A 22,326-nucleotide genomic window follows, 5' to 3' on the forward strand; every position below is an offset into this window, starting at 1 on the left:
CGGGGTGGTGAACTCACCGATACGCACGTAGGGAGGCACCGTGTCGGACACGGAGCGGGGCGAAGTCAGGCGCCGAGGTCGCAACGAGACCGAGGACGAGAGAGCGGACCGGATGTGGACGGAGCTCATCCAGGAGGTCCGGGTCGCCCAGATGGGTGTGCAGATCCTCTTCGGTTTCCTGCTGACCGTCGTGTTCACCCCGAAGTACGCGGACCTGTCCGACACCGATCAGACCATCTACATCGTCACCGTCGTCCTCGGCGCCTGCGCCACCGGCGCGCTCATAGGCCCGGTCTCCCTGCACCGGCTCGTCTCCGGACGGCGCATCAAACCGCAGGCCGTGCGGTGGGCCTCCCGGCTCACTCTGCTCGGCCTGCTGCTCCTGCTCGCCACCACCAGTTCCTCGCTGCTGCTCATCCTGCGGGTGGCCACCGACGACGGCTTCGTCCCCTACCTGGTGGCCGGAGTGGTGGGCTGGTACCTGCTGTGCTGGTTCGGCCTGCCGATGTGGACCCGGTACCGCCACACGACGCGATGACGGCGTGGGCGCGCGAGGACCCGGGTCCCGCGCGCCCGAAGGCTCAGCTCCCCGCGAGAACGTCCGCGAGGAAGTCGTCCACATGGACCTCCTCGCAGCCCGGCGCGACCATCCGGCGGGTCTCGTGCAGGAACTCGCCGACGGCCTCGGCCCAGGCGAACACCACCGCGTGGTGCCGGCCGCCGTCGGCGTGCGCCTCACCGAGGAACTCCATCCGCAGCTCCCTGCCCACCCCTCGCGACTCCGGGCGCAGCCGCACGTCCCCGATCCCCACCGGGCGGGTGAGACCGTCGGTGACCATCTCGCGGTCCAGCTGCCAGCGGGCGAGCACCCGGCCGTCATGACTGAAGACGACGGTGACGGCGAACGGGTCGGACGGGTCGTAAGTCAGGTGGGCGAGTACGGGAAAGCGATCCGTGACGCCCGCCTGGAGCTCCACCACCAGGGTCTTGTGCACGAACGAGTTCACGAGAAGGCCTCCGGGAAGTCACCGACGTAAAGCCCTCTAGTACCCCGCATCCGCGCAAGATGCTCGGCCCTACGGGTGAAACGCAGTACCCCGCGCCGCGGCCGGTGTCAGCCGAACGCGTCCCGCAGGGCCGGCAGCAGCGTCTTCTCCGACCAGTCCAGGTACCGCGGCTGCGACTCGCCGCCGATCTGCACGAGGGCGATCTCGGTGAAGCCCGCCTCGGCGTAGGGGCGGACGGCCTCGACGAAGTCCGCCGGGTCGCTGCCGCACGGGACGGACCCGGCGACGTCCTCCGGGCGGACGAACCGGGTCGCCATGGCGAAGGAGTCCGGGTGCGGCAGCTCGGAGTTGACCTTCCAGCCGTTGCCGAACCAGCGGAACTGGTCGTGGGCGCGTGCCACGGCCGCGTCCCGGTCGGGGTCGTAGCACACCGGCAGCTGACCCACCCGCGGCTTGCCCTGCCCGCCGTGCCGGTCGAAGGCGTCGAGCAGCTCCGCCTCGGGCTCCGTGGCGATCACCAGGTCGGCGAGCCGGCCCGCCAGGGCGCAGGACCGCTTCCCGGACACCGCGATGCCGATCGGCGGCGGCTCGTCCGGCACGTCCCACAGCCGGGCCGACTCGACGTCGAAGTGGGTGCCCCGGTGGTTCACGTGCCCGCCCCCGAACAGGGCGCGAATGATCTCCACCGCCTCCTCGAGCATCTCGTGCCGCACGTTCACGGCCGGCCAGCCGCCGCCCACCACGTGCTCGTTGAGGTTCTCGCCGGAGCCGAGCCCGAGCCGGAAGCGGCCCTCGGACAGCAGCTGCACCGTCGCCGCCTTCTGCGCCACCACCGCCGGGTGGTAGCGGAACGTCGGACAGGTCACGTACGTCATCAGCGGAATGCGCGAGGTGGCCTGCGCGGCGGCGCCCAGCACGCTCCAGGCGTACGGCGAGTGACCCTGCGACGCCAGCCAGGGGAAGTAGTGGTCCGAGGTCACCGAGAAGTCGAACCCCGCCTCCTCCGCCCGCACCACGTGCGCGACCAGCTCACGCGGACCGGCCTGCTCGGTCATCATTGTGTATCCGATGTGCACCATGCCGCCCGGGTCCCCGGCCGCGCCCGGGGAAAACGATGGATCACCCGCCTGCCACCCGGGCAGGATGGCCCCATGACCGCCCGCACTCTCCCCGCCTCCGCCCCCGCCGCCCAGGGCGTCGACGCGTCCGGTGTCCACGCCTTCCTCGACGCCCTCGAGGCCGCCCCCGGCATCGAACCGCACAGCCTGATGATCCTGCGCCGCGGCCACCTCGTGGCCTCCGGCTGGTGGGCGCCGTACACCGCGCGGCGCCCCCACCTGCTGTACTCCCTCAGCAAGAGCTTCACCGCGACCGCCGCCGCTCTCGCCGAGGAGGAGGGGCTGATCGACTTCGACGCCCCGGTGCTGTCATACTTCCCGGAGTTCGAGGCGGACATCACCGACCCGCGCAGCCGGGCGATCCTGGTGCGGCACGTGGCGTCCATGGCCAGCGGCCACGAGGGCGAGACCGTCGACGCGGCGTTCGGCACCGATCCGGGCGAACCGGTGCGCGGGTTCCTGCTCCAGCCGCCCCCGCGCGATCCGGGCACCGTCTTCGCGTACAACCAGCCGTGCACGTACACGCTCGGCGCGATCGTGCAGCGGGTCACCGGGCAGTCGCTCACCGACTACCTGCGCCCCCGGCTGTTCGACCCGCTGGGCATCGGCGCGACGGGGTGGCAGCGGGACCGCACCGGCCGCGAGATCGGCTTCAGCGGTCTGCACGCCACGACGGACGCCGTCGCGCGGCTCGGTCAGCTCTATCTGGACGACGGGGTCTGGCAGGGCGAGCGGCTGCTGCCCGAGGGATGGGTCGCCCGCGCCTCCCGCCCGCACATACCGACCGCCGGCGCCATGGGGGAGGGGGACCGGCAGGACTGGGACCGCGGCTACGGACACCAGTTCTGGATCTCCCGGCACGGATTCCGGGGCGACGGCGCGTACGGGCAGTTCTGCCTCGTCCTGCCCGAGCACGACGCGGTGATCGCCGCGACGACGGCCACCGAGCAGATGCAGGAGTACCTGGACCTGGTCTGGCGGCACCTCCTGCCCGCCTTCCACGCCGCGCCGCTGCCCGGCCGGGAGGCCGCGGACGCCGCTCTGCGCGAGCGTCTCGACGGGCTCGCCCTGCCCCCGGCCGGCGGCGGCCCCGTACCGCCGCACCGGGCCGCGGACTGGGCCGGCGCCGTGTTCGCCCCCGAGGGCGGGATCTGCGCCGGCCGGCCGAAGCTGACCGCGGCCGAGGTCACTGCGGACGGCGACGGCTGGATCCTGCGCCTCACGGAGGACGGCGAGCCGTTCGACGCGCGGTTCGACGGACAGGGGTGGACCGTCACCGAGCAGCCCGTCCCGGCCGCCGTGAGCGGCGGCCGGACCGACGACGGCACCCTCACCGTGGACGTGGTGTTCCTGGAGACGCCGCACCGTCTGAGCGTCGTGTGCTCCCTTGCCGACCGCACCTTCCGGGCGCGCTGGCTCACCCGCCCGCTGCACGCGTGGCCGCTGAGCAGGCTGCGCGCCCCGCGCGGCTCAGTCCGCGCCCGGACGGAAGGTCCGCAGGAAGGTCCGTAACGCCTCGCGGCTCGCGGGTTCCTCCCAGTCGGCGGCCGGGGTCGTCCAGCGCAGCGAGTAGCCGCGCCCGCCGCCCAGGAGGAAGCCGCGGCCGAAGGTGCGCAGCCGGGTGCCGTCGTGCTCGGCGTACCACTCCATGTCGGCGGCCTCGCGCCCCTGATAGGTCCTCGCCTCGATCGCGCCGATCCGCTCGTAGCCGCCGGACCGCTCCAGCGGTGGCTCCACGTCGTCCCGCCACACGGCCACGGCGTCCGTCCCCACGCGCTCGCTGTAGGTGACCGCGAGCGTGCGCGGATCGCCCTCGGCGCCGAAGGTCACGCGGTAGGCCAGGCCGGAGGCGCGCGAGGTGTCCAGCCGCTCCCAGCCGTCGGGCAGCGCGACGGAGAAGCCCTCCGGGGCCCGGTAGGTCCGGTAGCCGGGCGGGAGGCCCCCGGTGCCCGACGGGGACGGGGCGGGCGGAGCGGCGGCGGACGGCGGGGCCGGGGCCCGCTCACCGGGGGCGTCCCCGCCGTCCTGCGCGCCGGAACCCGAGGGCGCGGAACCCGAAGGCGCGGAACCCGTCGGCGCGGACGCCGACGAGGGCGGCGCTCCGGCGGCTGAGCCCGAGCCCGAGCCCGAGCCGGGCAGTCCCCGCGTCACGGCGAGCACCGCGACCGCCACGGTGACGACGGCCAGCGAGGTGCCGAGGACCATGGTCCTCCTGCTCCGCTCCCGGCCCGCGCGGCGCAGTCCGGCGGTGTACCCGCCGCGCAGCCGGGGGCCGGGCACGGCCGCCTCGACGGCGACCGGGTCCTCGCGCAGGACCCGGGTGAGCGCCTCCCGGACCACCTGGCGGGTCAGCCGCTCCCGCGCGTCCTTGCGCAGCAGCCCCTGGACGACCCGGGTGAGCGGCCCCGACCGCACCGGGCTGCGCAGCGGCAGCCGGTCCACCCCCCTCAGCGTGGCCTCGGGCCTGCCGCGGTCCCGGAACGGCGGGCGCCCCTCGAGCATCGTGTAGAGGATCGCGCCGAGCGACCACAGGTCCGCGGCGGGACCGATCCGCTGGTCGCGGGCCTGCTCCGGAGAGGCGTACGACGGTGCCGTGAGCCGCGGCGCCGACGTGCTCCCGGCCAGGCCGAACCCGGTGACGACGACCGGACCGCCCTCGCACAGGAACACCTGGCCCGGGCTGAGTTCGCCGTGCGTGACGGCCTCGGCGTGCGCGGCGTCCAGCACGTCGAGCAGTTCCAGCGCGATGCGCGCGGCCCGCACATGGTTGAACGTGCCCTGCTCGGCGAGGACTTCGTCCAGGGGCGTGCCGTCGATCCAGGCGGTGACGGTCCACAGGAGGCCGTCCTCGCCGAGGGTGTCGATCACGGTGGCGATCCGGCCGGGGCACAGCCGGGCCACGGTCTCCGTGGCCCGCAGGACGCGTGAGGGGGCGCGGCGGGCGGCCTCACCGGCGTCCTGCGGGAGTTCGGTGCGGGTGACCAGGCACGGGCGGCCCGTCTGCAGGTCGTCGGCGTACCAGGTGACGCGATTGGGTTCACGATGCGTGATCTCGACCAGCCGGTACCGGCCGCCGACCGGCTGGTCTGTGGAGACGTGCGCCCTGCCCATGGCCATCCCTCGTCGAACCGCTGGATCCCGCTGTCCCCAGTGGTACGGGGGAGCGGGCGGGATCCGTTCAAAGGAGGGGTCAGCGAAGCTCGAAGTGTTCCGTCCAGGCGATCATGTCGCCGGTGGTGGCGTTGCCGCCGCACACCACCAGACCGAGCCGGGCCCCCTCGCCGACCCGCTCCAGCACCCGCCGCGCGGCGGGCAGCAGACAGCCGGCCGCCGGCTCCGCCCACACCTTGGCGTGGTCCGCGAGGTCGAGGGAGCCCCGCACCGCTTCCCGGTCCGGCACCACCAGCACCTCGGTCACCAGCTCCGAGACATGCCGGTACGTGAGCTGGGACACCGCCGGGGCGCTGAGCGTGGAGACGATCGACGTCAGCCCCACCGGCACCGGGCCGCCGGCCGTCAGTGCCTCGGACATCGCCTGCGCGCCCTCGGTCTCCACACCCCAGACGCGCACCCCGGGCCGCAGCGCCCGCAGCGCCGCCGCGACACCGGCGATCAGTCCGCCGCCCCCGATGCTCACCAGTACGTCCGTGAGGTCCCCGGCGTCCGCGGCGAACTCCAGCCCCACGGTGCCCTGGCCGGCGATCACCACCGGGTCGTCGAAGGGATGGACCAGGGTCAGCCCCTCCTGCTGGAGCCGCGTCATGAGGGCGAAGGCGCCGTCCATGTCGTCGGTCACGCGCACCGAGGCGCCCGCGGACTCCGCGATCTCCACGGCCCGGACGGGCGCCGAACGCGGCATCACCACCGTGGCCTTCACGTCCAGGGCGGCGGCCATGACCGCCAGGGCGATCCCGTGGTTGCCGCCGCTCACCGCAACGACCCCGGCGGCCCGCTCGGCCTCGCTCAGCGACAGCAGCTTCGCCGCCGCGCCCCGCACCTTGAACGAACCGGTGCGCTGCAGCAGCTCCAGCTTCGCCGTGACCGGGGCGCCCAGCAGCGCCGAGAGCCCGGGGCTCGGCACGGTCGGCGTCCGTACCACGTGCCCGGCGATCCGCCCGGCCGCGGTCTCGATGTCGGCGATCCCGATCACGACTGCCACCTTTCCGGCGCGGGGGGTGGCGATCCGCGCCGTGATCCACCCTGGCTCGCGGGGCGGCCGGGGTCAACGAGGTTCAGTGCTGCTGGGCCTTGTGCGGTGTCGCCTCGCTGGGCCGGACCACGACATGTCCCTCCCCCTGCAGCATCAGCTGTACGGCCTCGCCGGATCCGCCGCGCAGCATCGAGCCCAGCGACTGCGAACGGTGCAGCGAGGTGGCGAGACCCGCGGTCCAGCCGACGATCGCGTCCGTGTCCACATGGACAGGGGACTGCGGCGACACCGGGATGACCAGCGGGTTCCCGTCACACACCAGCCCCAGTCGGCCGTGCCCGGTGAAGACGCTGTTGAACAGACCGCCGCCGGTGATGCCGGCGCCCTTCACGGTCGCGATGCGGTACGACAGCGAGGCGTCGAAGCACAGGACGTTGCGGCCGTTGACGGTGAACTCGTCGCCGGGGTCGACCTCGACGATGAAGCAGTTCTGCGCCTCGTGCGCGAACCAGGCCTCGCCCTGCCCGCGCACCGCCATCAGCGGCAGCCCCTCGCCGGTCACCGCGCGCTTGAGCATGCCGCCCACGCCCTGGCCCTTGCGCTCGAACCGGAGGTTGCCGCGGTGGGCGACCATCGCGCCCTGCCGGGCGAGCATCTCGCCGTCGACCGTGTAGCGGACGCACTTGGCGTTCTCGATCGTCATGCCGGCGGCCGTGGCCGGCCGCACCATGTGCTGACTGGAAAACAGGTCACCCTTCATGGAGGCATCCTCGCCCGGACTCCTGCCCTCCGCCAGGATCATGTACGGCCGACACGGGCGCTCGGCCCTCAGCCACCGAAGAGCTGGGTCCAGTACGTGCCCGACCGGCCGCCGCCCGCGAAACCGACGCCGAGGTGGGTGAAGTCGGCCTTGAGGATGTTGGCGCGGTGACCGGGGCTGTTCATCCACCCCCGCACCACCTCGGCGGCCGAGCGCTGTCCGCAGGCAATGTTCTCGCCGATCGTCCGCCTCACCGAGCCCGCGGCGGCGGCCCGGTCCCCCGGCCCGCTGCCGTCCGGCGCGGTGTGGGAGTAGAAGTCGCGGGCCGCCATGTCGGCGCTGTGCGCCTGCGCGGCCGCCGTCAGCAGGGGGTCGCGGGACAGCTGCGGCAGCCCGGCCCCGGCCCGCTCCCGGTTGGTGAGGTCGACGACCTCACCCACCGTGCGGTCCAGGCCGTCCGGGGTGAGCGGGCTGGCCCACAGGGCCGTCCAGTAGGTGTCCCCGGACCCGTCACCGCCGGCGGACGCCACGGCGGCGTGGGTGAAGACCGGGTCGCACACGGTGCGGCGGGCCGCCTCGTGGCGCAGGCAGTGGTCCAGGAACAGGGCGACGGTGGGAGGGCCGGAGACCAGGTGCTCGCCGACGGCGAGATACGGGTACCCGGCGGCCACGACGCGCTGGTGGACGGAGACGCCGTCCACACCCTCGACGCCCAGGCGTCCGCCCCGCGCCATCATGCCGGCGTGCTCCCGCGCCGCGTCGGCCAGCCGCGCGTCGTGGGCGACCGGAGGGCAACCGGCGGCGGCCCGTGCCGAGTTCACCAGATCGAGGAAGCCGCCCCCGGCGGACGGCGGGGCGCCAGGGCGGGGCGGGGCGACGGGTGCCGTCCGCGTGGAGACGCCTCCGTCGTCCTCCTCCACGTCCACCCCGAAGTCCCGGGCGAGTCCGGCCAGTCCGTCGGCGTACCCCTGTCCCAGGGCGCGCAGTCTCCAGCCCTCGCCGCGCCGGTAGACCTCCGCGAGCAGCAGGACGGTCTCCTGCCGGCACGGAGGCGGTGAGAAGCGGGCGAGCGGACGTCCGCCGCCGTCGGCGACCAGGAGCACGGGCGTGGGCAGGGCGCTGAGCGGGGTGCCGGGGCCGGCGGGGCTGACGGCCACCGTGACCCGGGTGGCGCCGGGGCGCAGCGCCGCCGGCTCGACGGTGAGCGTGTCACCGCGCAGCCGGGCTCCCGGGGCGGACGGCTGGTTGTAGAACACGAAGTCGCCGTCGCCGCGCACCTTTCCGCCGTCGTCCGTGATCAGCGCGGACACGTCGAAGGGCCCGGGCACCCGGACGGACACGGCACCGCCCGGGAGGGCCAGATTGCCGCCGGGGACCAACTCGCTCATCACGCCGCCCTGATGAAGTCGTCGTAGACACGGACCTGGTGGGGGTGTCCGGACAACGACGAGCAGGGGGCGCGGGGTTCCCGCGCCCGCTCCCGCGCCCGGGCGCTCAGCGGCGCAGCGTCTTGGCCCAGTCACGCGGCACCCGGCCCGCCGGGCCCGGTGCCGGCTGGTCGGCCGCGTGGCTCACGGGCGGGCCAGGCCGGGGCCGGACTCGTACAGCTCGTCGGTGGCGTAGTTCCAGAACCAGGCCTCGCCCGGCTCGTAGCTGCGGACCACGGGATGCCCGGTGGCCATGAAGGCCCTGCCCATCGTATGTGCGTTCGCGTCCGTCCGCTCGGGTACGGACGGGTCTCACGTGCGGCGGGAGGACAGCACGCAGAACTCGTTGCCCTCGATGTCCGACAGGACCACCCACGACTGCTCGCCCTGGCCGACGTCCGCGTGACGCGCGCCGAGCGCGAGGAGCCGGGCGACCTCCGCCTGCTGGTCGTCGGGCCGGAAGTCGAGGTGCAGCCGGTTCTTGCCCCTCTTGCCCTCCCGCACCGGTTCGAAGACGATCCCCGGCAGACGGTCCGGGGCCGGCCGGATCTCGAACTCGTCGGGCTCGTCGTTCACCACCACCCACCCGAGGGCCTCGCACCACCAGTTCCCGAGAGCCACCGGATCGGCGGCGTCCATCACTACCTGCTCCCACGTCAGAGTCATGCGGGCAGCGTAGGGAAGACTGGACCCCGCGCAATGGACACGACACCGGGAGGAACCGCATGACGCGCCCGATCACGGCAGGGATCGACGGAACCGAGGAGAGCCTCGCCGCGCTGGCCTGGGCGGCCCGGGAGGCGGTCCGCCGGGGACTGCCGCTCAGGGTGGTGCACGCCTGGCGGTTCGAGGCCGGCGACGCGGTGGACGTGGGGGACAGAGCCACCCAGGAGCAGTGGGTGCGCGACTCGGCCGGCGGGGCGGCGCGCACCGTCCGGGAACGGCACCCGGACCTGGACGTGACGACGGACGTCCTGGAGGGCGACGCCGTGGAGACGCTGACCGGTGTCGCCGCCGACGCGGAGATGCTGGTGCTCGGCTCGCGTGGGCACGGGCCGATCATGGGCTTCCTGGTCGGCTCGGTCGGCCAGCAGGTGATCGTCGAGGCGGGCCGGCCGGTCGTGTTCGTCCGGGCCGGGGACCGGCCGTCGAACGAGGTGGCCGGGCACGAGATCGTGGTCGGACAGCAGGGCGACCCGGAGGACAGCGCCGCCGCGCTCGCCTTCGCCTTCGAGACCGCGTCCCGGCGCGGGGCGACCGTGCGCGCCGTGCGGGCCTGGACCCTGCCGCCGGTGTTCGCCTACAGCCCCGCCTCGCTCCAGCTCCTCGACGAGGCCGGGGGACTGGAGCCGTACGAGCGGAAGGCCCTGGCGGCGGCGCTCGCGCCGTGGCGGGAGCGCTACCCCGGCGTGCACGTGGTCGAGCACGTGGAGATGGGCAGCGCCGGCCAGGTGCTGCTGTCGGTGGCGGGCACCGCCCAGCTGATGGTCGTCGGCCGCCGCGCCCGGCGCACGGCCGTGGGCGCCCGGATCGGTTCGGTGGCCCACGGAGTCCTGCACCACGCGGCCTGCCCCGTGGCCGTGGTGCCGCCGGCCTGAGCCCGACGGCACCGGGTCACTCGTCCGTCGGCTGGAGCGTCTCGCGCGCCTTCGGCAGGATGTTCCTGATGTAGTCCTCGACGGCCGTGCCGAGACCGATGTCGTGCTGGGCCCGCTCGGACAGGTACCAGCGGTGCTCCAGCAGCTCGTGGTAGATCTCCGCGGCGTCCATCGGCCCGCGCAGACCGGGAGGCACGGACCGCACGGTGGGCCGGAAGACCTCGCGCACCCAGCGGTGGGCGAGGACCTCCGGGCGGGCGCCCAGGGGATCGCCCGGCGCGTAGTCGTCCTGGCTGGCCATCCAGCTCTCCAGGTCGTTCAGCAGCCGCCTGGCCTGGTTCTCCTCGGCGTCGAGACCGGTCAGGCGCAGCAACTGCCGCTGGTGGTGGCCGGCGTCGACGACCTTGGGCACGAAGGTGACCGTGTCGCCGTTGGAGGCGTGCTCGATCTGCATCTCGGCCACGTCGAAACCGAGGTCGTTCAGACGGCGGATGCGGCGCTCGATGTAGTGGTACTTGCCCGCCGGGTAGACGGAGGTGCGGGTCAGCTCCTGCCACAGGCCCTGGTAGCGGGCGCAGATCTCGGTGCCGAACTCGATCGGGTCGACGGAGGGGTGCAGCGCCCCGGAGGCCTCCAGGTCGAGCAGCTCGCCGCTGATGTTGACGCGTGCGAGGTCGAGGTCGTACTCGCGCTGGCCGACGCTCAGTTCCGGGTGCAGGTCGCCGGTCTCGGCGTCCACGAGGTAGGCCGCGTAGGCGCCCGCGTCCCGCCGGAACAGCGTGTTGGACAGCGAGCAGTCGCCCCAGGCGAATCCGGCCAGGTGCAGCCGCACCAGCAGCACGGCGAGCGCGTCCATCAGCCGGTGCATGGTCGCCGGGCGCAGCGTCGTCTCGAACATCGACCGGTACGGCATCGAACCGCCGAGGTGCCGGGTGATCAGGACGCTCTCCAGCGGCTCCCCGGCGGGGTCGGTGCGGCCGGTGACCACGGCGAGCGGGTCGACCGCCGGGATGCCGATCCGGTCCAGGTCGCGCAGCAGCTCGTACTCGCGCAGCGCGGGCCGCTGGGCGAGCTCCTTCACCGCGATCACCTCGTCGCCGGCGCGCGCGTAGCGCACCACGTGCCGGGAGATGCCGCGCGGCAGCGGCACGAGGTACTCCTGCGGCCACTCCTCCAGCGGCAAGTGCCACGGCAGTTCCAACAGGAGCGCCGGGTGCTCCGGGTTGGTGGCGTTGATCTGCAGTGCCATGGCTGCGGTGTCCTCGTCTCGCGGGTGATCGTCACCTCACCCTAGTGCGCACGCTCCCGGGCCAGCCGTGCAGCGTCCCGTACCGGCCCCCGGTGCAGCGGGCCGTGGCCGGGCAGCAGCAGGTCGCCGTCCAGCTCGGCGAGGACGTCCAGCGAGGCCACGGCGGCGGCGCGCTCGTGGTGGAACATGTCGGTCAGCATCTGCGGTCCCCCGGTCCGCGAGGTGGGGTGACCGCTCACCAGGGCGTCGCCGGACACCACCACCCCGCTGTCCGGGAGGTGGAAGGCGCAGTGCCCGGCGGTGTGGCCGGGCGTGTGCACGGGCACGGGCCTGCCGGGCAGGTCGAGCGGGCCCGGCCCCGGGAACGGCTCCGGCGCGGTGACCGCCACGTTCGCCGTCCCCCCGGTGCGCAGCGCGTGCGCCGCCCAGGGCAGCACGCCGGGCCGCCAGCCGTTGCGCAGCACCTGACCGACGGTCACCTGGTGCAGGAAGTCGCGCCGGGCGTGCGGGACTTCGGCCGGGTGGGCGTACACGGGCGTGCCGTACGCGGCGCGCAGGTACTCGGCGGAGCCCAGGTGGTCGTTGTGGGCGTGGGTGATCAGCACGGCCGTGACGGCCTCGGGTGAACTCCCCACCTCGGCCAGGGAGGCGAGCAGTCCCTCGCGGTCGCCGGGGTAGCCGGTGTCGATCAGCGTGACGGCGTCCCCCTCGGTGAGGATCACCCAGTTGGTGTTCGCGCCGTGCACCAGGTGGGTGCCGTCCGTGACGTGCCGCACTGTTGCCCGCATGACCGTCCCGCGTCCGAGTCGCCTGAGTCCGACGCGAGAAGGAAAGCAGATGACGGTGCGGAGGCGGGTGGCGGGTCCGCCGCGCGGGGCGACGGGCTTCCGGCCGGTCAGTTCACCCCGCGCGGGCGGAACTGGACGCTGACGCGCGGTCCGGCGGCACGGGTGCTCTTGGGCACGGAGTGCTCCCACGTGCGCTGGCACGAGCCGCCCATCACGATGAGGTCGCCGTGCCCGAGCGGCCGGCGCACGGTGTCGCCGCCGCCCGTCGGCCGCAGCAGCAGGTCCCGCGGCGCGCCCACGGAGAGGATGGCGACCATCGTGTCCTCGCGTGCGCCCCGTCCGATCCGGTCGCCGTGCCAGGCGACGCTGTCCCGGCCGTCGCGGTAGTAGCACAGTCCGGCCGTGGCGAACGGCTCGCCCAGTTCGCCGGCGTAGTGCGCGCTGAGCGCCTCGCGCGCCTCGGCCAGCACCGGGTGCGGCAGCGGGTCGCCCGCGCGGTAGTACGACAGCAGCCGGGGCACGTCCACGACCTGGTCGTACATCTGGCGCCGCTCCGCCCGCCACGGGACCTCGGCGGCCAGCAGCTCGAAGAGGGCGTCGGAGCCGCCGAGCCAGCCCGGCAGTACGTCGATCCAGGCGCCCCGGCCCAGCGCGGTGCGGCGCAGCCCGTCGAGCGGGCCGAGCCGCAGCTCGTCGGCCTGGTCGAACAGAGACCCCTGGAGGGCCGGGGGGTGGTGCGTGGTCATGGATCCAGCGTAAACCCTGTTTCGAAAATATGTTCTAGGCGGCGTGGTGAAGTTCCCGCGTCCCGGGTCTGTTCGATACACCGCTGTATCGGATACGTTCGCGTATCGAACGAGAGGGCGAACATGGCGGTCGGCGGCACGGCGGGGCGCGTCACCAGGCGGCGTCTGCGCACGCGCGCGAACCTGCTGGACGCCGCGTTCACCGTGTTCGCCGCCAAAGGCTTCGGGCGCGTGTCGATCGAGGAGGTCTGCGAGGCCGCCGGCTACACCAGGGGCGCCTTCTACTCCAACTTCGCGGACCTGGACGAACTGTTCTTCGCCCTGTACGCGCAGCGCGCGGAGCTGATCGCGGAGCAGGTGTCCGGCGCCCTCGCCCTGGACGGCCCCGACCTCGACGTCACGGCCGCCGTGGACCGCGTCACCGACGTCCTGCTGCTCGACCGCGACTGGCTGCTGGTCAAGACCGACTTCCTGGTGCACGCCGCCCGCGACCCGGACGTCGCCCGCGGCCTGCTGGAGCACCGTGCGCGGCTGCGGCGGGCCGTCGCGGACCGGCTGGCCCGCGCCCGCGGCCACACCGCGCTGCCCGCCGTGCTCGGCGACGCCGAGGGCGCCGCACACGCCGTGGTCGCCGCCTACGACGGCGTCACCACCCAACTGCTGCTGGACCGGGACGTCGCGGCCGCCCGGACCTGGCTGAAACAACTGCTGACCGCGCTGCTCACCGGATGAAGGAAGGGACGGTCGCCATGGATGCCGACGTCATCGTCGTCGGAGCGGGCCTCGCGGGCCTGGTCGCGGCCCACGAGCTGACCGCCAGGGGCCGCAGGGTCGCCCTGGTCGACCAGGAGAACGCCGCCAACCTCGGCGGTCAGGCCTTCTGGTCCTTCGGCGGGCTGTTCCTGGTGGGATCCCCGGAGCAGCGGCGCCTGGGCATCAAGGACTCCTTCGACCTCGCCTGGAACGACTGGCAGGGCAGCGCGGGCTTCGACCGGCTCGACGACGAGGACACCTGGGCCGTGCGCTGGGCGCGGGCCTACGTCGAGTGGGCGGCGGGGGAGAAGCGGTCCTGGCTCGGCGGCCACGGCATCACGTTCCTGCCGACCGTCGGCTGGGCCGAGCGCGGCGACCTGCGCGCGGACGGCCATGGCAACACCGTGCCGCGCTTCCACATCGCCTGGGGCACCGGCACCGGCGTCGTCGAACCCTTCGTCCGCCGTGCCCGGCAGACGGCGCGCGACGGGCTGCTGACCTTCCACCACCGCCACCGGGTCGACGAACTCGTCCTCGGGAACGGCGCGGCGCGCGGCGTGCGCGGCACCGTACTGGCGGAGGACAGCTCACCGCGCGGTGTCGCCTCCAGCCGTGACGCGGTCGGCGAGTTCGAACTCACCGCCCAGGCCGTGATCGTCACCAGCGGCGGCATCGGCGCCGACCACGACATCGTCCGCCGGTACTGGCCCGAGCGGCTGGGCACCCCGCCGCGCGAGATGGTCACCGGCGTCCCCGCCTACGTCGACGGACGGATGCTGGACATCAGCGCCCGCGCGGGTGTGCGGCTGGTCAACCGGGACCGCATGTGGCACTACACCGAGGGCCTGCGGAACTGGGACCCGATCTGGCCCGGGCACGGCATCCGCATCCTGCCCGGACCGTCCTCGATGTGGTTCGACGCCCTCGGCCGCCGGCTGCCCGAGCCCTGTCTGCCCGGCTACGACACCCTCGGCACGCTGAAGCACCTGCGCACCACCGAGGACATCGCCGGCCACGACCACTCCTGGTTCATCCTCACCCAGCGGATCATCGAGAAGGAGTTCGCGCTGTCGGGCTCCGAGCAGAACCCCGACATCACCGCGAAGGACCGCGCCGGATTCCTCCGCGAACGCGTGCTGGGCAAGGGCGCCCCCGGCCCCGTGGACGCCTTCCTGCGCAACGGCGCGGACTTCGTGACCGCCCCTACCGTCGAACAGCTCGTCGAGAAGATGAACGCCCTCACCGGCAAGCCCCTCCTCGACGCGGCCGCCGTACGGCGCCAGATCGAGGCCCGCGACCTCCAACTGGCCAACGCGTACAGCAAGGACGCCCAGATCCAGGGCATCCGCAACGCGCGCCGCTACATCGGTGACCGCCTCGGCCGGGTGGCCACCCCGCACCGCATCCTCGACCCGGCGGCGGGCCCGCTGATCGGCGTCAAGCTGCACATCCTCACCCGCAAGACCCTCGGCGGCATCCAGACCGACCTGGACTCCCGCGCGCTCGGCGCCGACGGTCGGCCCGTCGAGGGGCTGTACGCGGCCGGCGAGGTGGCGGGCTTCGGCGGCGGCGGCGTACACGGCTACAACGCCCTGGAGGGCACCTTCCTCGGTGGCTGCCTCTTCTCGGGACGGGCGGCGGGGCGGGCGGCGGCCGAGCAGACCGCGTAGGCCGAGCGGTGCGGCCCGCCCCTCAGTCCGCGAGGAGGCGGGCCAGCACCGCGGCGTGGCTGTGCCCGGTGTCCTTGGACGCGGTCAGCAGCGTCACCGGGCCCCTGCCCGCCAGCTCCCGCACGTGCTCCAGGAGTTCGGCCGCCTCGGGAGCGGCGAGTTCCGCCTCGTACCGCTCGCGGAACTCCTCGTACGAGCCGCCGTCCGCGTGGTACCAGCGGCGCAGCTCCGTCGACGGCGTCAGCCCTTTGGGCCACTCGTCCACCCGCGCCGCGTCCTTCGTCAGACCGCGCGGCCAGAGCCGGTCGACCAGGACGCGGACGCCGTCGTCCGGTTCGGGCGCCTCATGGACACGCCGCACGCGCACGCTCATGGTCCGCCCCTTCCGGTCGTGTCCCGCGAGCCTACTGCGACGCACGGGACCGGGCACGGCGAGTGCGCCGCCCGGTTCCCCGCCCGCCGCGCGGGTGGTCCGGCCGCCTGGGAACGTGGTGGTCAGGGAGGTGGCCCATGGGCGCGACGGGCGATCCGCCGGCCGTCGGCACGCTCGCCGGGCTCACCGCGCTGGTCGAGCGCGACCGGGAGCCGCCGACGACGCGCCGCGGGTCACCGGCGTCCGCCCGCTGTGCTGGAACGGCCTCGACGCGATCGGGGGAGGCGCAGCGCCAAGTGGCCCGCCAGGACAGTCCCTGGGGGCCACTGCGCCGGACCCGCCGCTGAGCGCCGCGCGGGGAGCGGCCGGCTAACCGGACGAACGGCGGGCGGCGATACGCCTCTTCAGCGCACGCCGTTCCGTCTCGTTCGTGCCGCCCCACACTCCGATGGACTGCCCCGTCTCCAGCGCCCACTGCAGGCACTGCTCCTGCACGGGGCAGCGCCGGCACACCGCCTTGGCCTGTTCCGCCTGCATGAGGGCGGGTCCGGAGGTGCCGATCGGGAAGAAGAGGTCGGGATCCTCGGTCCTGCAGGCCGCGCTGTTCCGCCAGTTGTCCATCGAAAGTCACCCGCGATCGAAGTCGGTACACACCCTTTCCGGATGTCCTGCTCCTCTTCGGGTCACCTGTCGGACCGCGGTGAAACAAGGACCGCGTGGATGCGGTCACTGTTCGCGCAGCCCCCACGGCGAGCCGTAGGCGGTCAGCAGGTCCAGGAACGGACCCGCGGGGAACGCCTCCGGGCCGAGGACGCCCGTGCCCGACCAGGCGCCCGTGGCGAGCAGTTCGAGGGCGACGACGGGGTTGACGGCGGTCTGCCACACCACGGCCTGGCAGCCGTACTCGGCCATGGACCACTGGTTGTCGACCACGTGGTAGAGGTACACCTCGCGCGGCGCCCCGTCCTTCACGCCCCGCACCCAGGTGCCGGCGCAGGTCTTGCCGTGCATCCGCTCGCCGAGCGCGGCCGGGTCGGGCAGGCAGGCCGCGACGACGTCCCGGGGGGAGACCCGCACCGGCCCGTCGGGACCGGGCACGGTCACCGGTTCGGTACGGTCCAGGCCCAGCAGGTGCAGCGTCCTGAGCGTGTCGATGAACTCGCGGCCCAGACCGTACTTGAAGGTGACCCGGCGCGCGTCGACCCAGCGCGGGACGAGCAGCACCTCCTCGTGCTCGACGTTCACGCACTCCACCGGGCCGATGCCGTCGGGGAATTCGAACACCTCCGGCTCGCTGAACGGGGCGGTGGTGAACCAGCCGCGGTCCTCCTCGTAGACCACGGGCGGGTTGAGGCACTCCTCGATGGTGGTCCAGATACTGAAGGACGGCGCGAAGTCGTAGCCGTCCACCGTGAGGTTCGCGCCGTCACGGACACCGATCTCCTCGATCACGTCGAAGAGCTCATCCGCGGCGTACCGGGCGAACACGTCCGACAGGCCCGGCTCCACGCCCATGCCGACCAGCGCCAGCGCACCGGCCTTCTCCCACTCGCCGGCCTGCGCGAACTGCTCGTCCCCGAGCTTGACCCCGCACTCCTCGTACGGCCGTTCGCCGTGCGGCCGGGACAGGGACATCGCCATGTCGACATAGGTGGCGCCGGCGTCCCGCGCGGCACGGAACAGCGGCATCACGAACCGCGGGTCCGTGGCATTGAGCAGGACGTCGCAGCGGTGCCGTGCGAGCAGCGCCCCGACCCCGGCCTCGTCTCCGGCGTCCACGCGCTCGGCACGGAACCGGGCGCCGTCGGTGCCGAGCGCGGCGACCGCCGCCTCGGCCCGGGCCGGGTCGTGGTCGGCCACGACCATGTGCTCGAAGAACGGCCGCCGGGCCGCGATCCGGGTGACGGCGGTGCCCACCCCGCCGGCTCCCACGAGCAGTACACGCATGACGGAGCACTCCCTTTCGTCCTCGTAGGTCCCCATGGACCGATATGTGTGCGGGGCCCCTTGACGGGAGATACAACGCCGCGCGACGGCGTAAGGTCAATGGCGTTGGCATAAGACCGGCGGGAGGAGACGGCGATGCCGAAACGCGTGGTCCCCGAGGAGCGGCGGCGGCGCCGCAGGCCGACGAAGAGCGGCCGGGTGCTGTCCGGGACGCTGATCGTCGAGACCGCGCTGCGGCTGCTGCACGAGCACGGCAGCGCGGGGCTGACCGCCCGGCGGCTGGGTCTCGCCCTGGACTGCGACCCGAGCACCCTCTACCGCTACTTCCGCGGCATGGACGAGCTGACCCTCGCCATCGGCGACGCGCTGATCGGCCGGGCACTGCGCGGCTGGCGCCCGACCGGGCAGTGGCGCGAGGATCTGCGGGCCATCGGGCTGCGCATCCACGCCGCCTATCTGTCGCACCCGCAGGCGGCGGTCCTCACGGCGAGCCGGGTCTCCGGCCGCGCGAACGAGCTCGCGGCCGACGAGGCGGTGCTGGAGGTGCTGCGCACGGCGGGCTTCGCCCTGCCGGAGACGGTGCGCGTCTACCACGCGTTCATCGACACCACGCTGGCCTTCGCCGCACTCGACGCCGCGTCCCTGGCGCTGCCCGGCGCCGCGCGGCGCGCCGACGAGGACATGTGGCGTTCGACCTACGCCCGCCTCCCCGCCGCCACCCACCCCCGTATCGCCGAGGCCGCCCCGCTCCTGGCCACCCGCATGGTCACCAGCGCCTATCCGACGGCCCTTGACATGCTCCTGGCCAGCGCCGGGAGCGCCCTGCGGGGTGGCGTCAGCGGTACAGCGCCTCCGCCGCCGCCCCCGTGACCGCCTCGGTCACCGCCGCCAGGGCGGGGGAGTCCAGCTTCCACTGCTGCCAGTACAGGGGCGCGTCGACCTCGCGGTCCGGGGCGAACACCGTGAGGCGGCCGGCGCGCAGCAGGGGATCCGCCTGGACCTCCGGGACCATGCCCCAGCCGAGGCCGGAGGCGACCGCCTCGGCGAAGCCCTCCGAGGTCGGTACGTAGTGCCGCCGTACGCACGCCTCGGCGCGTCCTCGCGTGAGCCGGCGCACGAAGCCGTCCTGGAAGTCGTCCCGCCGGTCGAACACGACCACCGGCGCCTCGGGCAGCACCTCCCGCAGCGGGCCGGCGAGATGCTCCGCGGCGAACCGCGGGTGCGCCACGGGGAGATAGCGCATCCGCCCCAGGTGCCGCACGGAGCAGCCCGGCACCGGGTCCGGTGACGAGGTCACCGCGGCCATCACCGTCCCCTCCCGCAGCAGGGCCGCCGTGTGGGCCTCGTCCTCACGGCGCAGTTCGAAACAGAGCCGTGCCCGCGGCGGCAGCCGGGTGAGGGCCCCGAGGAACCACGTCGCCAGCGAGTCCGCGTTGACCGCCACCGACACCCTGGTCGGCTCGCCCGCCCCGCTCAGCCCCAGCTCGGCGTACGCGTCCCGTTCCAGCCGGGCCACCTGGCGGGCCAGCCGCACCAGCACCTCACCCGACTCGGTCGGCCGTACCGGCTTGGTGCGCAGCAGCAGCACCCTGCCCGTGCGCTGCTCCAGCGCCTTCACCCGCTGGCTCACCGCCGAGGGCGTCACGTGCAGCGCGGTGGCCGCGGCGTCGAACGTCCCCTCGTCCACCACCGCGAGGAGGGTCCGCACCTGGTCCAGGGGAAGGTCTGTCATCACGACAGCTAAGGGTACGTAAGAATCCTTAGCTGTACTGCACCTACGGCGGCCCGTAGCGTCCTCGGCATGACCAGCTCGCTCGCCACCGCCGCCGCCGGATTCGGCACCGGCCTCTCCCTCATCGTCGCCATCGGCGCCCAGAACGCCTTCGTCCTGCGCCAGGGCATCCGCCGTGACGCCGTACTCGCCGTCGTCGGCATCTGCGCCCTGTCCGACGCGGCGCTCATCGCCCTGGGCGTCGGCGGCGTCGGAGCGGTGGTCGTGGCGTGGCCCGGCGCGCTGACGGCGGTCGGCTGGATCGGCGGCGCCTTCCTGCTCTGCTACGGCGCCCTGGCCGCCCGCCGGGTGTTCCGTCCGGGCACCGCCGGGCTGCGGACGGAGGGCGAGGCGGCGGGCTCCCGCCGCCGGGCCGTGCTCACCTGCCTCGCCATGACCTGGCTCAACCCGCACGTCTACCTCGACACGGTGTTCCTGCTGGGCTCGGTCGCCGCCGATCACGGCCCGCTGCGCTGGACCTTCGGCCTCGGCGCCGTACTGGCCAGCCTCTGCTGGTTCGCCGCGCTCGGCTTCGGCGCCCGCCTGCTGAGCCGCTTCCTGGCCCGTCCGGCCGCCTGGCGCGTGCTCGACGGACTGGTCGCCGCCACCATGATCGTCCTCGGCCTGACGCTCGTAGCGGGGGCCTGAGGACCCCGGACACGGATCGCCCGGACCGCCTGGGGGGCGGCGGGAGCCGCCGGGGCGCGGGCGCCCCGCGCCGTCCGGCTACACCGCCCCGCGCCGGTGCATCGCGTACTGCTCCATCAGCTTGCCGCGCGTGGTCTCCAGCCGGTGGGCGAGGACCTCGGCGACGTTGCGCACCAGCGTCAGCCCCAGCTGGGGGTCCTTCTCGCACAGCCGGAGCACGGCCGCCGCCTCGAACTCGTAGGCGCGCACGGGACTGAAGGCCACGGCGCCGAAGTCCCACCGGTGGGGCGGGAACAGCCACGACCAGCCCAGCAGATCGCCCGCGCCGAGGCCGGCGACCGTCACCCGGTGCAGATCGTTCACCTGCTGGTCCAGCGAGACCGCGCCGGAGCGGATCACCCAGAAGCGGTCGGCTGTCCCGCCCGCCTCGAAGATGCGGGTGTCCTCGGGGAAGGACACCTCCCGCGCCAGCTCCATCAGGCGCGCACGTTGCGGAGGGGGCAGGGCGGTCAGGAGTTTGATCGCTTTGGTCATGGCGCGGGGCTCCTCGCCGGGCAATCGGATCCGGGTGCTTTCCCTACGTTCATTTCAGCCGCTGCCGCCGTTCGGGGCACCTCGGCGGACGGGAGATGTCCGCATCCGGCCGCTCGTCCCGCCCGGGCATGAAAAAGCCCTGGCTGGACGGGGGAAGCCAGCCAGGGCCGTAAGCGGTGGTGCCCGGAGGACGGGGGGGTCGACTCCGTCACCACGTATGAGTGAACGATAAACCATTCAGATGACGTTCGGGTAATCGGGGCGCGTGACCTGTTTCACCGTTCTCAGCCGGCGCGCTCGTCGACGACCCGGACCGTGTCCAGACCTGGATCCGACGGGTCGGGCAGATGCATGCCCGCGGCCAGCCCCGTGCGCAGATAGCGCAGCACGGGTCCGGTGAGCCGTTCGCCCGGCAGGACGGCCGGGATGCCGGGCGGATACGGAGTGATCATCTCGGCGGCGATCCGCCCGGCGGCGGCCCGCGACACCGGTACATCCCCGGCCGGACCGAAGAACGCGTCCCGCGGCAGCACCGCCTGCTCCATCCGCAGTTCGCCCGGCTGCGGCACCTCCACCCGCGGCGCCGCGGGCAGGTTCCGCGCCGCCCGGCCCAGGTCCCGCAGCGCCGACAACAGCTCGCCCGCGGTCTCCCGGTCGTCGCCGTGGGTGATCTGCGCCCCGATCCGGCGGTGGTCGACCAGGTGCGCGTCGATGCTGCGGTGCCGGCGCAGCCATTCCGCCCCCTGGTAGCCCGTCACGCCGAGCTCCTCCAGGTCGATGACGCAGGGCAGCGGGTCGAAGTCGTCCGCCAGCTCCGAGCCGCAGAAGTCGTCCCGGTCGTTGACGTGCATCCCGTCGATCTTCTCGACGGCGGTCCTGACGTCGGCCGCGAGGTCGAGCGCCGCCCCCATCAGTTCCTTGCCGCGGAGGGCCATCTGCCGCCGCCAGCCGTCCAGTCCCGCGAAGATCAGCACCGACGGACTGGTCGTCCCCAGCAGATCGGCCCGCATACCCAGCAGCGCGGGCGGCACCAGTCGCCGCGGAGATGGAACACCGAGCCCTGCTCCAGGCCGCTGCCCATCTTGTGGATGCTGGTGACGCAGATGTCGGCACCCGCGTCCATCGCCCAGGACGGCAGATCGGGATGGAAGGGCAGGTGCGCGCCCCAGGCCTCGTCCACGATCAACGGGAGTGACCGCCGGTGGCACACCTCGGCGACCGCCTGCAGACCGGCGGCGGCGCCGTACGGTGTCGGGCTGGTCACCAGCGCCCCGCGGGCGTCCGGATGGGCCTCGAAGGCCCGGTCGAAGTCCACGGCCGACGGAGGGTGCGCCAGGTGGCTCCGCGTCCCACCGCGGCTCCACCCACACGGGCTCGATCCCGGACAGGATCAGCCCCGACACCACCGACTTGTGCGCGTCGCGCCCGATCAGCAGCTTCTCGCGCGGGCCCGCGACCGACAGCATCGCCGCCTTGACCGACAGGGAACTCCCGCACGTGCTGGAAACGTGTGCTCGGCGTGCACGGCGTCGGCCATCAGCTCCTGGGCCCGCTGCAGCACCCGGCCCCGGGTGAGCCGGTCGTCGAGACCGCCCGTCGCCAGCACGTCGCCCAGGAACACGGAGTCCCCGAGCACCTCGCGCACCGCAGGATCGGCTCCACGGGCCTGCTTGTGACCCGGTGGCGTGAATCCCAGCCGCCCCCTGCGGTGGTAGTCCTCCAGTGCTTCCAGAACCGGCGCCCGGCTGTGATCGACCGTCATGGGCCGCCGGGTGCCCGGGATCGGG

General features: G+C 73.7%; 23 protein-coding genes and 2 pseudogenes. 8 read left to right on the forward strand and 17 right to left on the reverse strand.

The annotated features are described in order from the left end of the window. Positions 1-40 precede the first annotated feature (40 nt). A complete protein-coding gene (locus tag F1615_RS19445; protein ID WP_149550264.1) occupies positions 41-538 on the forward strand; it encodes a DUF6328 family protein in 498 nt (165 codons plus the stop codon). A gap of 43 nt (positions 539-581) precedes the next feature. Here the strand turns inward: F1615_RS19445 and F1615_RS19450 are convergent, their stop codons facing one another. After that, positions 582-1,007 carry an SsgA family sporulation/cell division regulator gene (locus F1615_RS19450; protein WP_149550265.1) on the reverse strand — a complete coding sequence of 142 codons (426 nt, stop codon included), beginning with the start codon at positions 1,005-1,007 and terminating at the stop codon, positions 582-584. A 107-nt stretch (positions 1,008-1,114) separates the two neighbouring features. Further along, positions 1,115-2,086: an LLM class F420-dependent oxidoreductase gene (locus F1615_RS19455; protein ID WP_149550266.1), complete on the reverse strand. Its 972-nt coding sequence runs from the start codon at positions 2,084-2,086 to the stop codon at positions 1,115-1,117. A 72-nt stretch (positions 2,087-2,158) separates the two neighbouring features. On the opposite strand from F1615_RS19455, the gene F1615_RS19460 reads away from it, so the two are divergent. Continuing rightward, positions 2,159-3,637 carry a serine hydrolase domain-containing protein gene (locus tag F1615_RS19460; protein WP_149550267.1) on the forward strand — a complete coding sequence of 493 codons (1,479 nt, stop codon included), beginning with the start codon at positions 2,159-2,161 and terminating at the stop codon, positions 3,635-3,637. On the opposite strand, the gene F1615_RS19465 is transcribed toward F1615_RS19460, so the two are convergent. The 6 genes and pseudogenes from F1615_RS19465 to F1615_RS19490 form a co-directional block, all read right to left on the reverse strand. Then, complete coding sequence (locus F1615_RS19465) at positions 3,596-5,236, reverse strand: serine/threonine-protein kinase (RefSeq protein WP_149550268.1); 1,641 nt, start codon at positions 5,234-5,236, stop codon at positions 3,596-3,598. The two genes, F1615_RS19460 and F1615_RS19465, sit on opposite strands and share 42 nt — an antisense overlap. Before the next feature lie 79 nt (positions 5,237-5,315). After that, positions 5,316-6,275, reverse strand: coding sequence for a threonine/serine dehydratase (locus F1615_RS19470; protein WP_149550269.1), 960 nt, complete (start codon positions 6,273-6,275; stop codon positions 5,316-5,318). A gap of 82 nt (positions 6,276-6,357) precedes the next feature. Next, entirely contained in the window at positions 6,358-7,035 is a 678-nt protein-coding gene (locus F1615_RS19475) for an AIM24 family protein (protein WP_149550270.1), read from the reverse strand. Between the two features lie 68 nt (positions 7,036-7,103). Continuing rightward, entirely contained in the window at positions 7,104-8,423 is a 1,320-nt protein-coding gene (locus tag F1615_RS19480) for a CAP domain-containing protein (protein ID WP_149550271.1), read from the reverse strand. Between the two features lie 106 nt (positions 8,424-8,529). Next, positions 8,530-8,720 (reverse strand): annotated as a pseudogene (locus F1615_RS19485) (UBP-type zinc finger domain-containing protein); the annotation flags it as partial. Positions 8,721-8,774: 54 nt separating this feature from the next. Next, positions 8,775-9,128, reverse strand: coding sequence for a VOC family protein (locus F1615_RS19490; RefSeq protein ID WP_149550272.1), 354 nt, complete (start codon positions 9,126-9,128; stop codon positions 8,775-8,777). 59 nt (positions 9,129-9,187) lie between these two features. On the opposite strand from F1615_RS19490, the gene F1615_RS19495 reads away from it, so the two are divergent. Beyond that, the gene (locus F1615_RS19495) at positions 9,188-10,060 is read left to right on the forward strand and encodes a universal stress protein (RefSeq protein WP_149550273.1); all 873 of its coding nucleotides are present in this window, start codon (positions 9,188-9,190) and stop codon (positions 10,058-10,060) included. Between the two features lie 16 nt (positions 10,061-10,076). Here the strand turns inward: F1615_RS19495 and F1615_RS19500 are convergent, their stop codons facing one another. The 3 genes from F1615_RS19500 to F1615_RS19510 form a co-directional block, all read right to left on the reverse strand. Continuing rightward, a complete protein-coding gene (locus F1615_RS19500; protein ID WP_149550274.1) occupies positions 10,077-11,309 on the reverse strand; it encodes a DUF4032 domain-containing protein in 1,233 nt (410 codons plus the stop codon). A gap of 41 nt (positions 11,310-11,350) precedes the next feature. After that, entirely contained in the window at positions 11,351-12,097 is a 747-nt protein-coding gene (locus tag F1615_RS19505) for an MBL fold metallo-hydrolase (RefSeq protein ID WP_149550275.1), read from the reverse strand. Positions 12,098-12,204: 107 nt separating this feature from the next. After that, positions 12,205-12,843, reverse strand: coding sequence for an alpha-ketoglutarate-dependent dioxygenase AlkB (locus tag F1615_RS19510; protein WP_149550276.1), 639 nt, complete (start codon positions 12,841-12,843; stop codon positions 12,205-12,207). A gap of 123 nt (positions 12,844-12,966) precedes the next feature. Here F1615_RS19510 and F1615_RS19515 point away from each other — a divergent pair, with 123 nt between their 5' ends. Further along, entirely contained in the window at positions 12,967-13,575 is a 609-nt protein-coding gene (locus F1615_RS19515) for a TetR/AcrR family transcriptional regulator (RefSeq protein WP_149550277.1), read from the forward strand. A gap of 17 nt (positions 13,576-13,592) precedes the next feature. Next, positions 13,593-15,266 carry an FAD-binding dehydrogenase gene (locus F1615_RS19520; RefSeq protein WP_149550278.1) on the forward strand — a complete coding sequence of 558 codons (1,674 nt, stop codon included), beginning with the start codon at positions 13,593-13,595 and terminating at the stop codon, positions 15,264-15,266. A 22-nt stretch (positions 15,267-15,288) separates the two neighbouring features. On the opposite strand, the gene F1615_RS19525 is transcribed toward F1615_RS19520, so the two are convergent. After that, positions 15,289-15,639, reverse strand: a complete 351-nt coding sequence (locus F1615_RS19525; RefSeq protein WP_149550279.1) for a DUF488 domain-containing protein — start codon at positions 15,637-15,639, stop codon at positions 15,289-15,291. 137 nt (positions 15,640-15,776) lie between these two features. Between F1615_RS19525 and F1615_RS19530 the strand changes: the two genes are divergently transcribed. Next, positions 15,777-15,986: a hypothetical protein gene (locus F1615_RS19530; protein WP_149550280.1), complete on the forward strand. Its 210-nt coding sequence runs from the start codon at positions 15,777-15,779 to the stop codon at positions 15,984-15,986. Positions 15,987-16,008: 22 nt separating this feature from the next. Here the strand turns inward: F1615_RS19530 and F1615_RS19535 are convergent, their stop codons facing one another. Together F1615_RS19535 and F1615_RS19540 are read right to left on the reverse strand one after the other, a co-directional pair. Continuing rightward, complete coding sequence (locus F1615_RS19535; protein WP_149550281.1) at positions 16,009-16,260, reverse strand: WhiB family transcriptional regulator; 252 nt, start codon at positions 16,258-16,260, stop codon at positions 16,009-16,011. Between the two features lie 105 nt (positions 16,261-16,365). After that, positions 16,366-17,586, reverse strand: coding sequence for a saccharopine dehydrogenase family protein (locus tag F1615_RS19540; RefSeq protein ID WP_149550282.1), 1,221 nt, complete (start codon positions 17,584-17,586; stop codon positions 16,366-16,368). 135 nt (positions 17,587-17,721) lie between these two features. Here F1615_RS19540 and F1615_RS19545 point away from each other — a divergent pair, with 135 nt between their 5' ends. Beyond that, positions 17,722-18,456: a TetR/AcrR family transcriptional regulator gene (locus F1615_RS19545; protein WP_149550283.1), complete on the forward strand. Its 735-nt coding sequence runs from the start codon at positions 17,722-17,724 to the stop codon at positions 18,454-18,456. Here the strand turns inward: F1615_RS19545 and F1615_RS19550 are convergent. After that, positions 18,422-19,318 (reverse strand): LysR family transcriptional regulator ArgP, encoded by an 897-nt coding sequence (locus F1615_RS19550; RefSeq protein ID WP_149550284.1) that lies wholly within the window; start codon positions 19,316-19,318, stop codon positions 18,422-18,424. The genes F1615_RS19545 and F1615_RS19550 overlap by 35 nt on opposite strands. A gap of 69 nt (positions 19,319-19,387) precedes the next feature. On the opposite strand from F1615_RS19550, the gene F1615_RS19555 reads away from it, so the two are divergent. Then, positions 19,388-20,005, forward strand: coding sequence for a LysE/ArgO family amino acid transporter (locus tag F1615_RS19555; RefSeq protein ID WP_149550285.1), 618 nt, complete (start codon positions 19,388-19,390; stop codon positions 20,003-20,005). A gap of 78 nt (positions 20,006-20,083) precedes the next feature. Here the strand turns inward: F1615_RS19555 and F1615_RS19560 are convergent, their stop codons facing one another. Then, positions 20,084-20,539 carry a cyclic nucleotide-binding domain-containing protein gene (locus F1615_RS19560; RefSeq protein WP_149550286.1) on the reverse strand — a complete coding sequence of 152 codons (456 nt, stop codon included), beginning with the start codon at positions 20,537-20,539 and terminating at the stop codon, positions 20,084-20,086. A 284-nt stretch (positions 20,540-20,823) separates the two neighbouring features. Beyond that, positions 20,824-22,301: pseudogene (locus tag F1615_RS36860) on the reverse strand (aminotransferase class I/II-fold pyridoxal phosphate-dependent enzyme). Between the last annotated feature and the right edge of the window lie 25 nt (positions 22,302-22,326).

Origin of the sequence: Streptomyces marokkonensis (genome assembly GCF_008312835.1) — a bacterium.
GTDB lineage: Bacteria > Actinomycetota > Actinomycetes > Streptomycetales > Streptomycetaceae > Streptomyces > Streptomyces marokkonensis_A.

Bases quoted from the DNA above. Each gene is read 5' to 3' on its own strand.
- F1615_RS19455 (WP_149550266.1), bottom strand. From the start codon at position 2,086: ATGGTGCACATCGGATACACAATGATGACCGAGCAGGCCGGTCCGCGT.
- F1615_RS19460 (WP_149550267.1), top strand. From the start codon at position 2,159: ATGACCGCCCGCACTCTCCCCGCCTCCGCCCCCGCCGCCCAGGGCGTC.
- F1615_RS19465 (WP_149550268.1), bottom strand. From the start codon at position 5,236: ATGGGCAGGGCGCACGTCTCCACAGACCAGCCGGTCGGCGGCCGGTAC.
- F1615_RS19475 (WP_149550270.1), bottom strand. From the start codon at position 7,035: ATGAAGGGTGACCTGTTTTCCAGTCAGCACATGGTGCGGCCGGCCACG.
- F1615_RS19480 (WP_149550271.1), bottom strand. From the start codon at position 8,423: ATGAGCGAGTTGGTCCCCGGCGGCAATCTGGCCCTCCCGGGCGGTGCC.
- F1615_RS19490 (WP_149550272.1), bottom strand. From the start codon at position 9,128: ATGACTCTGACGTGGGAGCAGGTAGTGATGGACGCCGCCGATCCGGTG.
- F1615_RS19495 (WP_149550273.1), top strand. From the start codon at position 9,188: ATGACGCGCCCGATCACGGCAGGGATCGACGGAACCGAGGAGAGCCTC.
- F1615_RS19500 (WP_149550274.1), bottom strand. From the start codon at position 11,309: ATGGCACTGCAGATCAACGCCACCAACCCGGAGCACCCGGCGCTCCTG.
- F1615_RS19505 (WP_149550275.1), bottom strand. From the start codon at position 12,097: ATGCGGGCAACAGTGCGGCACGTCACGGACGGCACCCACCTGGTGCAC.
- F1615_RS19510 (WP_149550276.1), bottom strand. From the start codon at position 12,843: ATGACCACGCACCACCCCCCGGCCCTCCAGGGGTCTCTGTTCGACCAG.
- F1615_RS19515 (WP_149550277.1), top strand. From the start codon at position 12,967: ATGGCGGTCGGCGGCACGGCGGGGCGCGTCACCAGGCGGCGTCTGCGC.
- F1615_RS19520 (WP_149550278.1), top strand. From the start codon at position 13,593: ATGGATGCCGACGTCATCGTCGTCGGAGCGGGCCTCGCGGGCCTGGTC.
- F1615_RS19525 (WP_149550279.1), bottom strand. From the start codon at position 15,639: ATGAGCGTGCGCGTGCGGCGTGTCCATGAGGCGCCCGAACCGGACGAC.
- F1615_RS19530 (WP_149550280.1), top strand. From the start codon at position 15,777: ATGGGCGCGACGGGCGATCCGCCGGCCGTCGGCACGCTCGCCGGGCTC.
- F1615_RS19535 (WP_149550281.1), bottom strand. From the start codon at position 16,260: ATGGACAACTGGCGGAACAGCGCGGCCTGCAGGACCGAGGATCCCGAC.
- F1615_RS19540 (WP_149550282.1), bottom strand. From the start codon at position 17,586: ATGCGTGTACTGCTCGTGGGAGCCGGCGGGGTGGGCACCGCCGTCACC.
- F1615_RS19545 (WP_149550283.1), top strand. From the start codon at position 17,722: ATGCCGAAACGCGTGGTCCCCGAGGAGCGGCGGCGGCGCCGCAGGCCG.
- F1615_RS19550 (WP_149550284.1), bottom strand. From the start codon at position 19,318: ATGACAGACCTTCCCCTGGACCAGGTGCGGACCCTCCTCGCGGTGGTG.
- F1615_RS19555 (WP_149550285.1), top strand. From the start codon at position 19,388: ATGACCAGCTCGCTCGCCACCGCCGCCGCCGGATTCGGCACCGGCCTC.
- F1615_RS19560 (WP_149550286.1), bottom strand. From the start codon at position 20,539: ATGACCAAAGCGATCAAACTCCTGACCGCCCTGCCCCCTCCGCAACGT.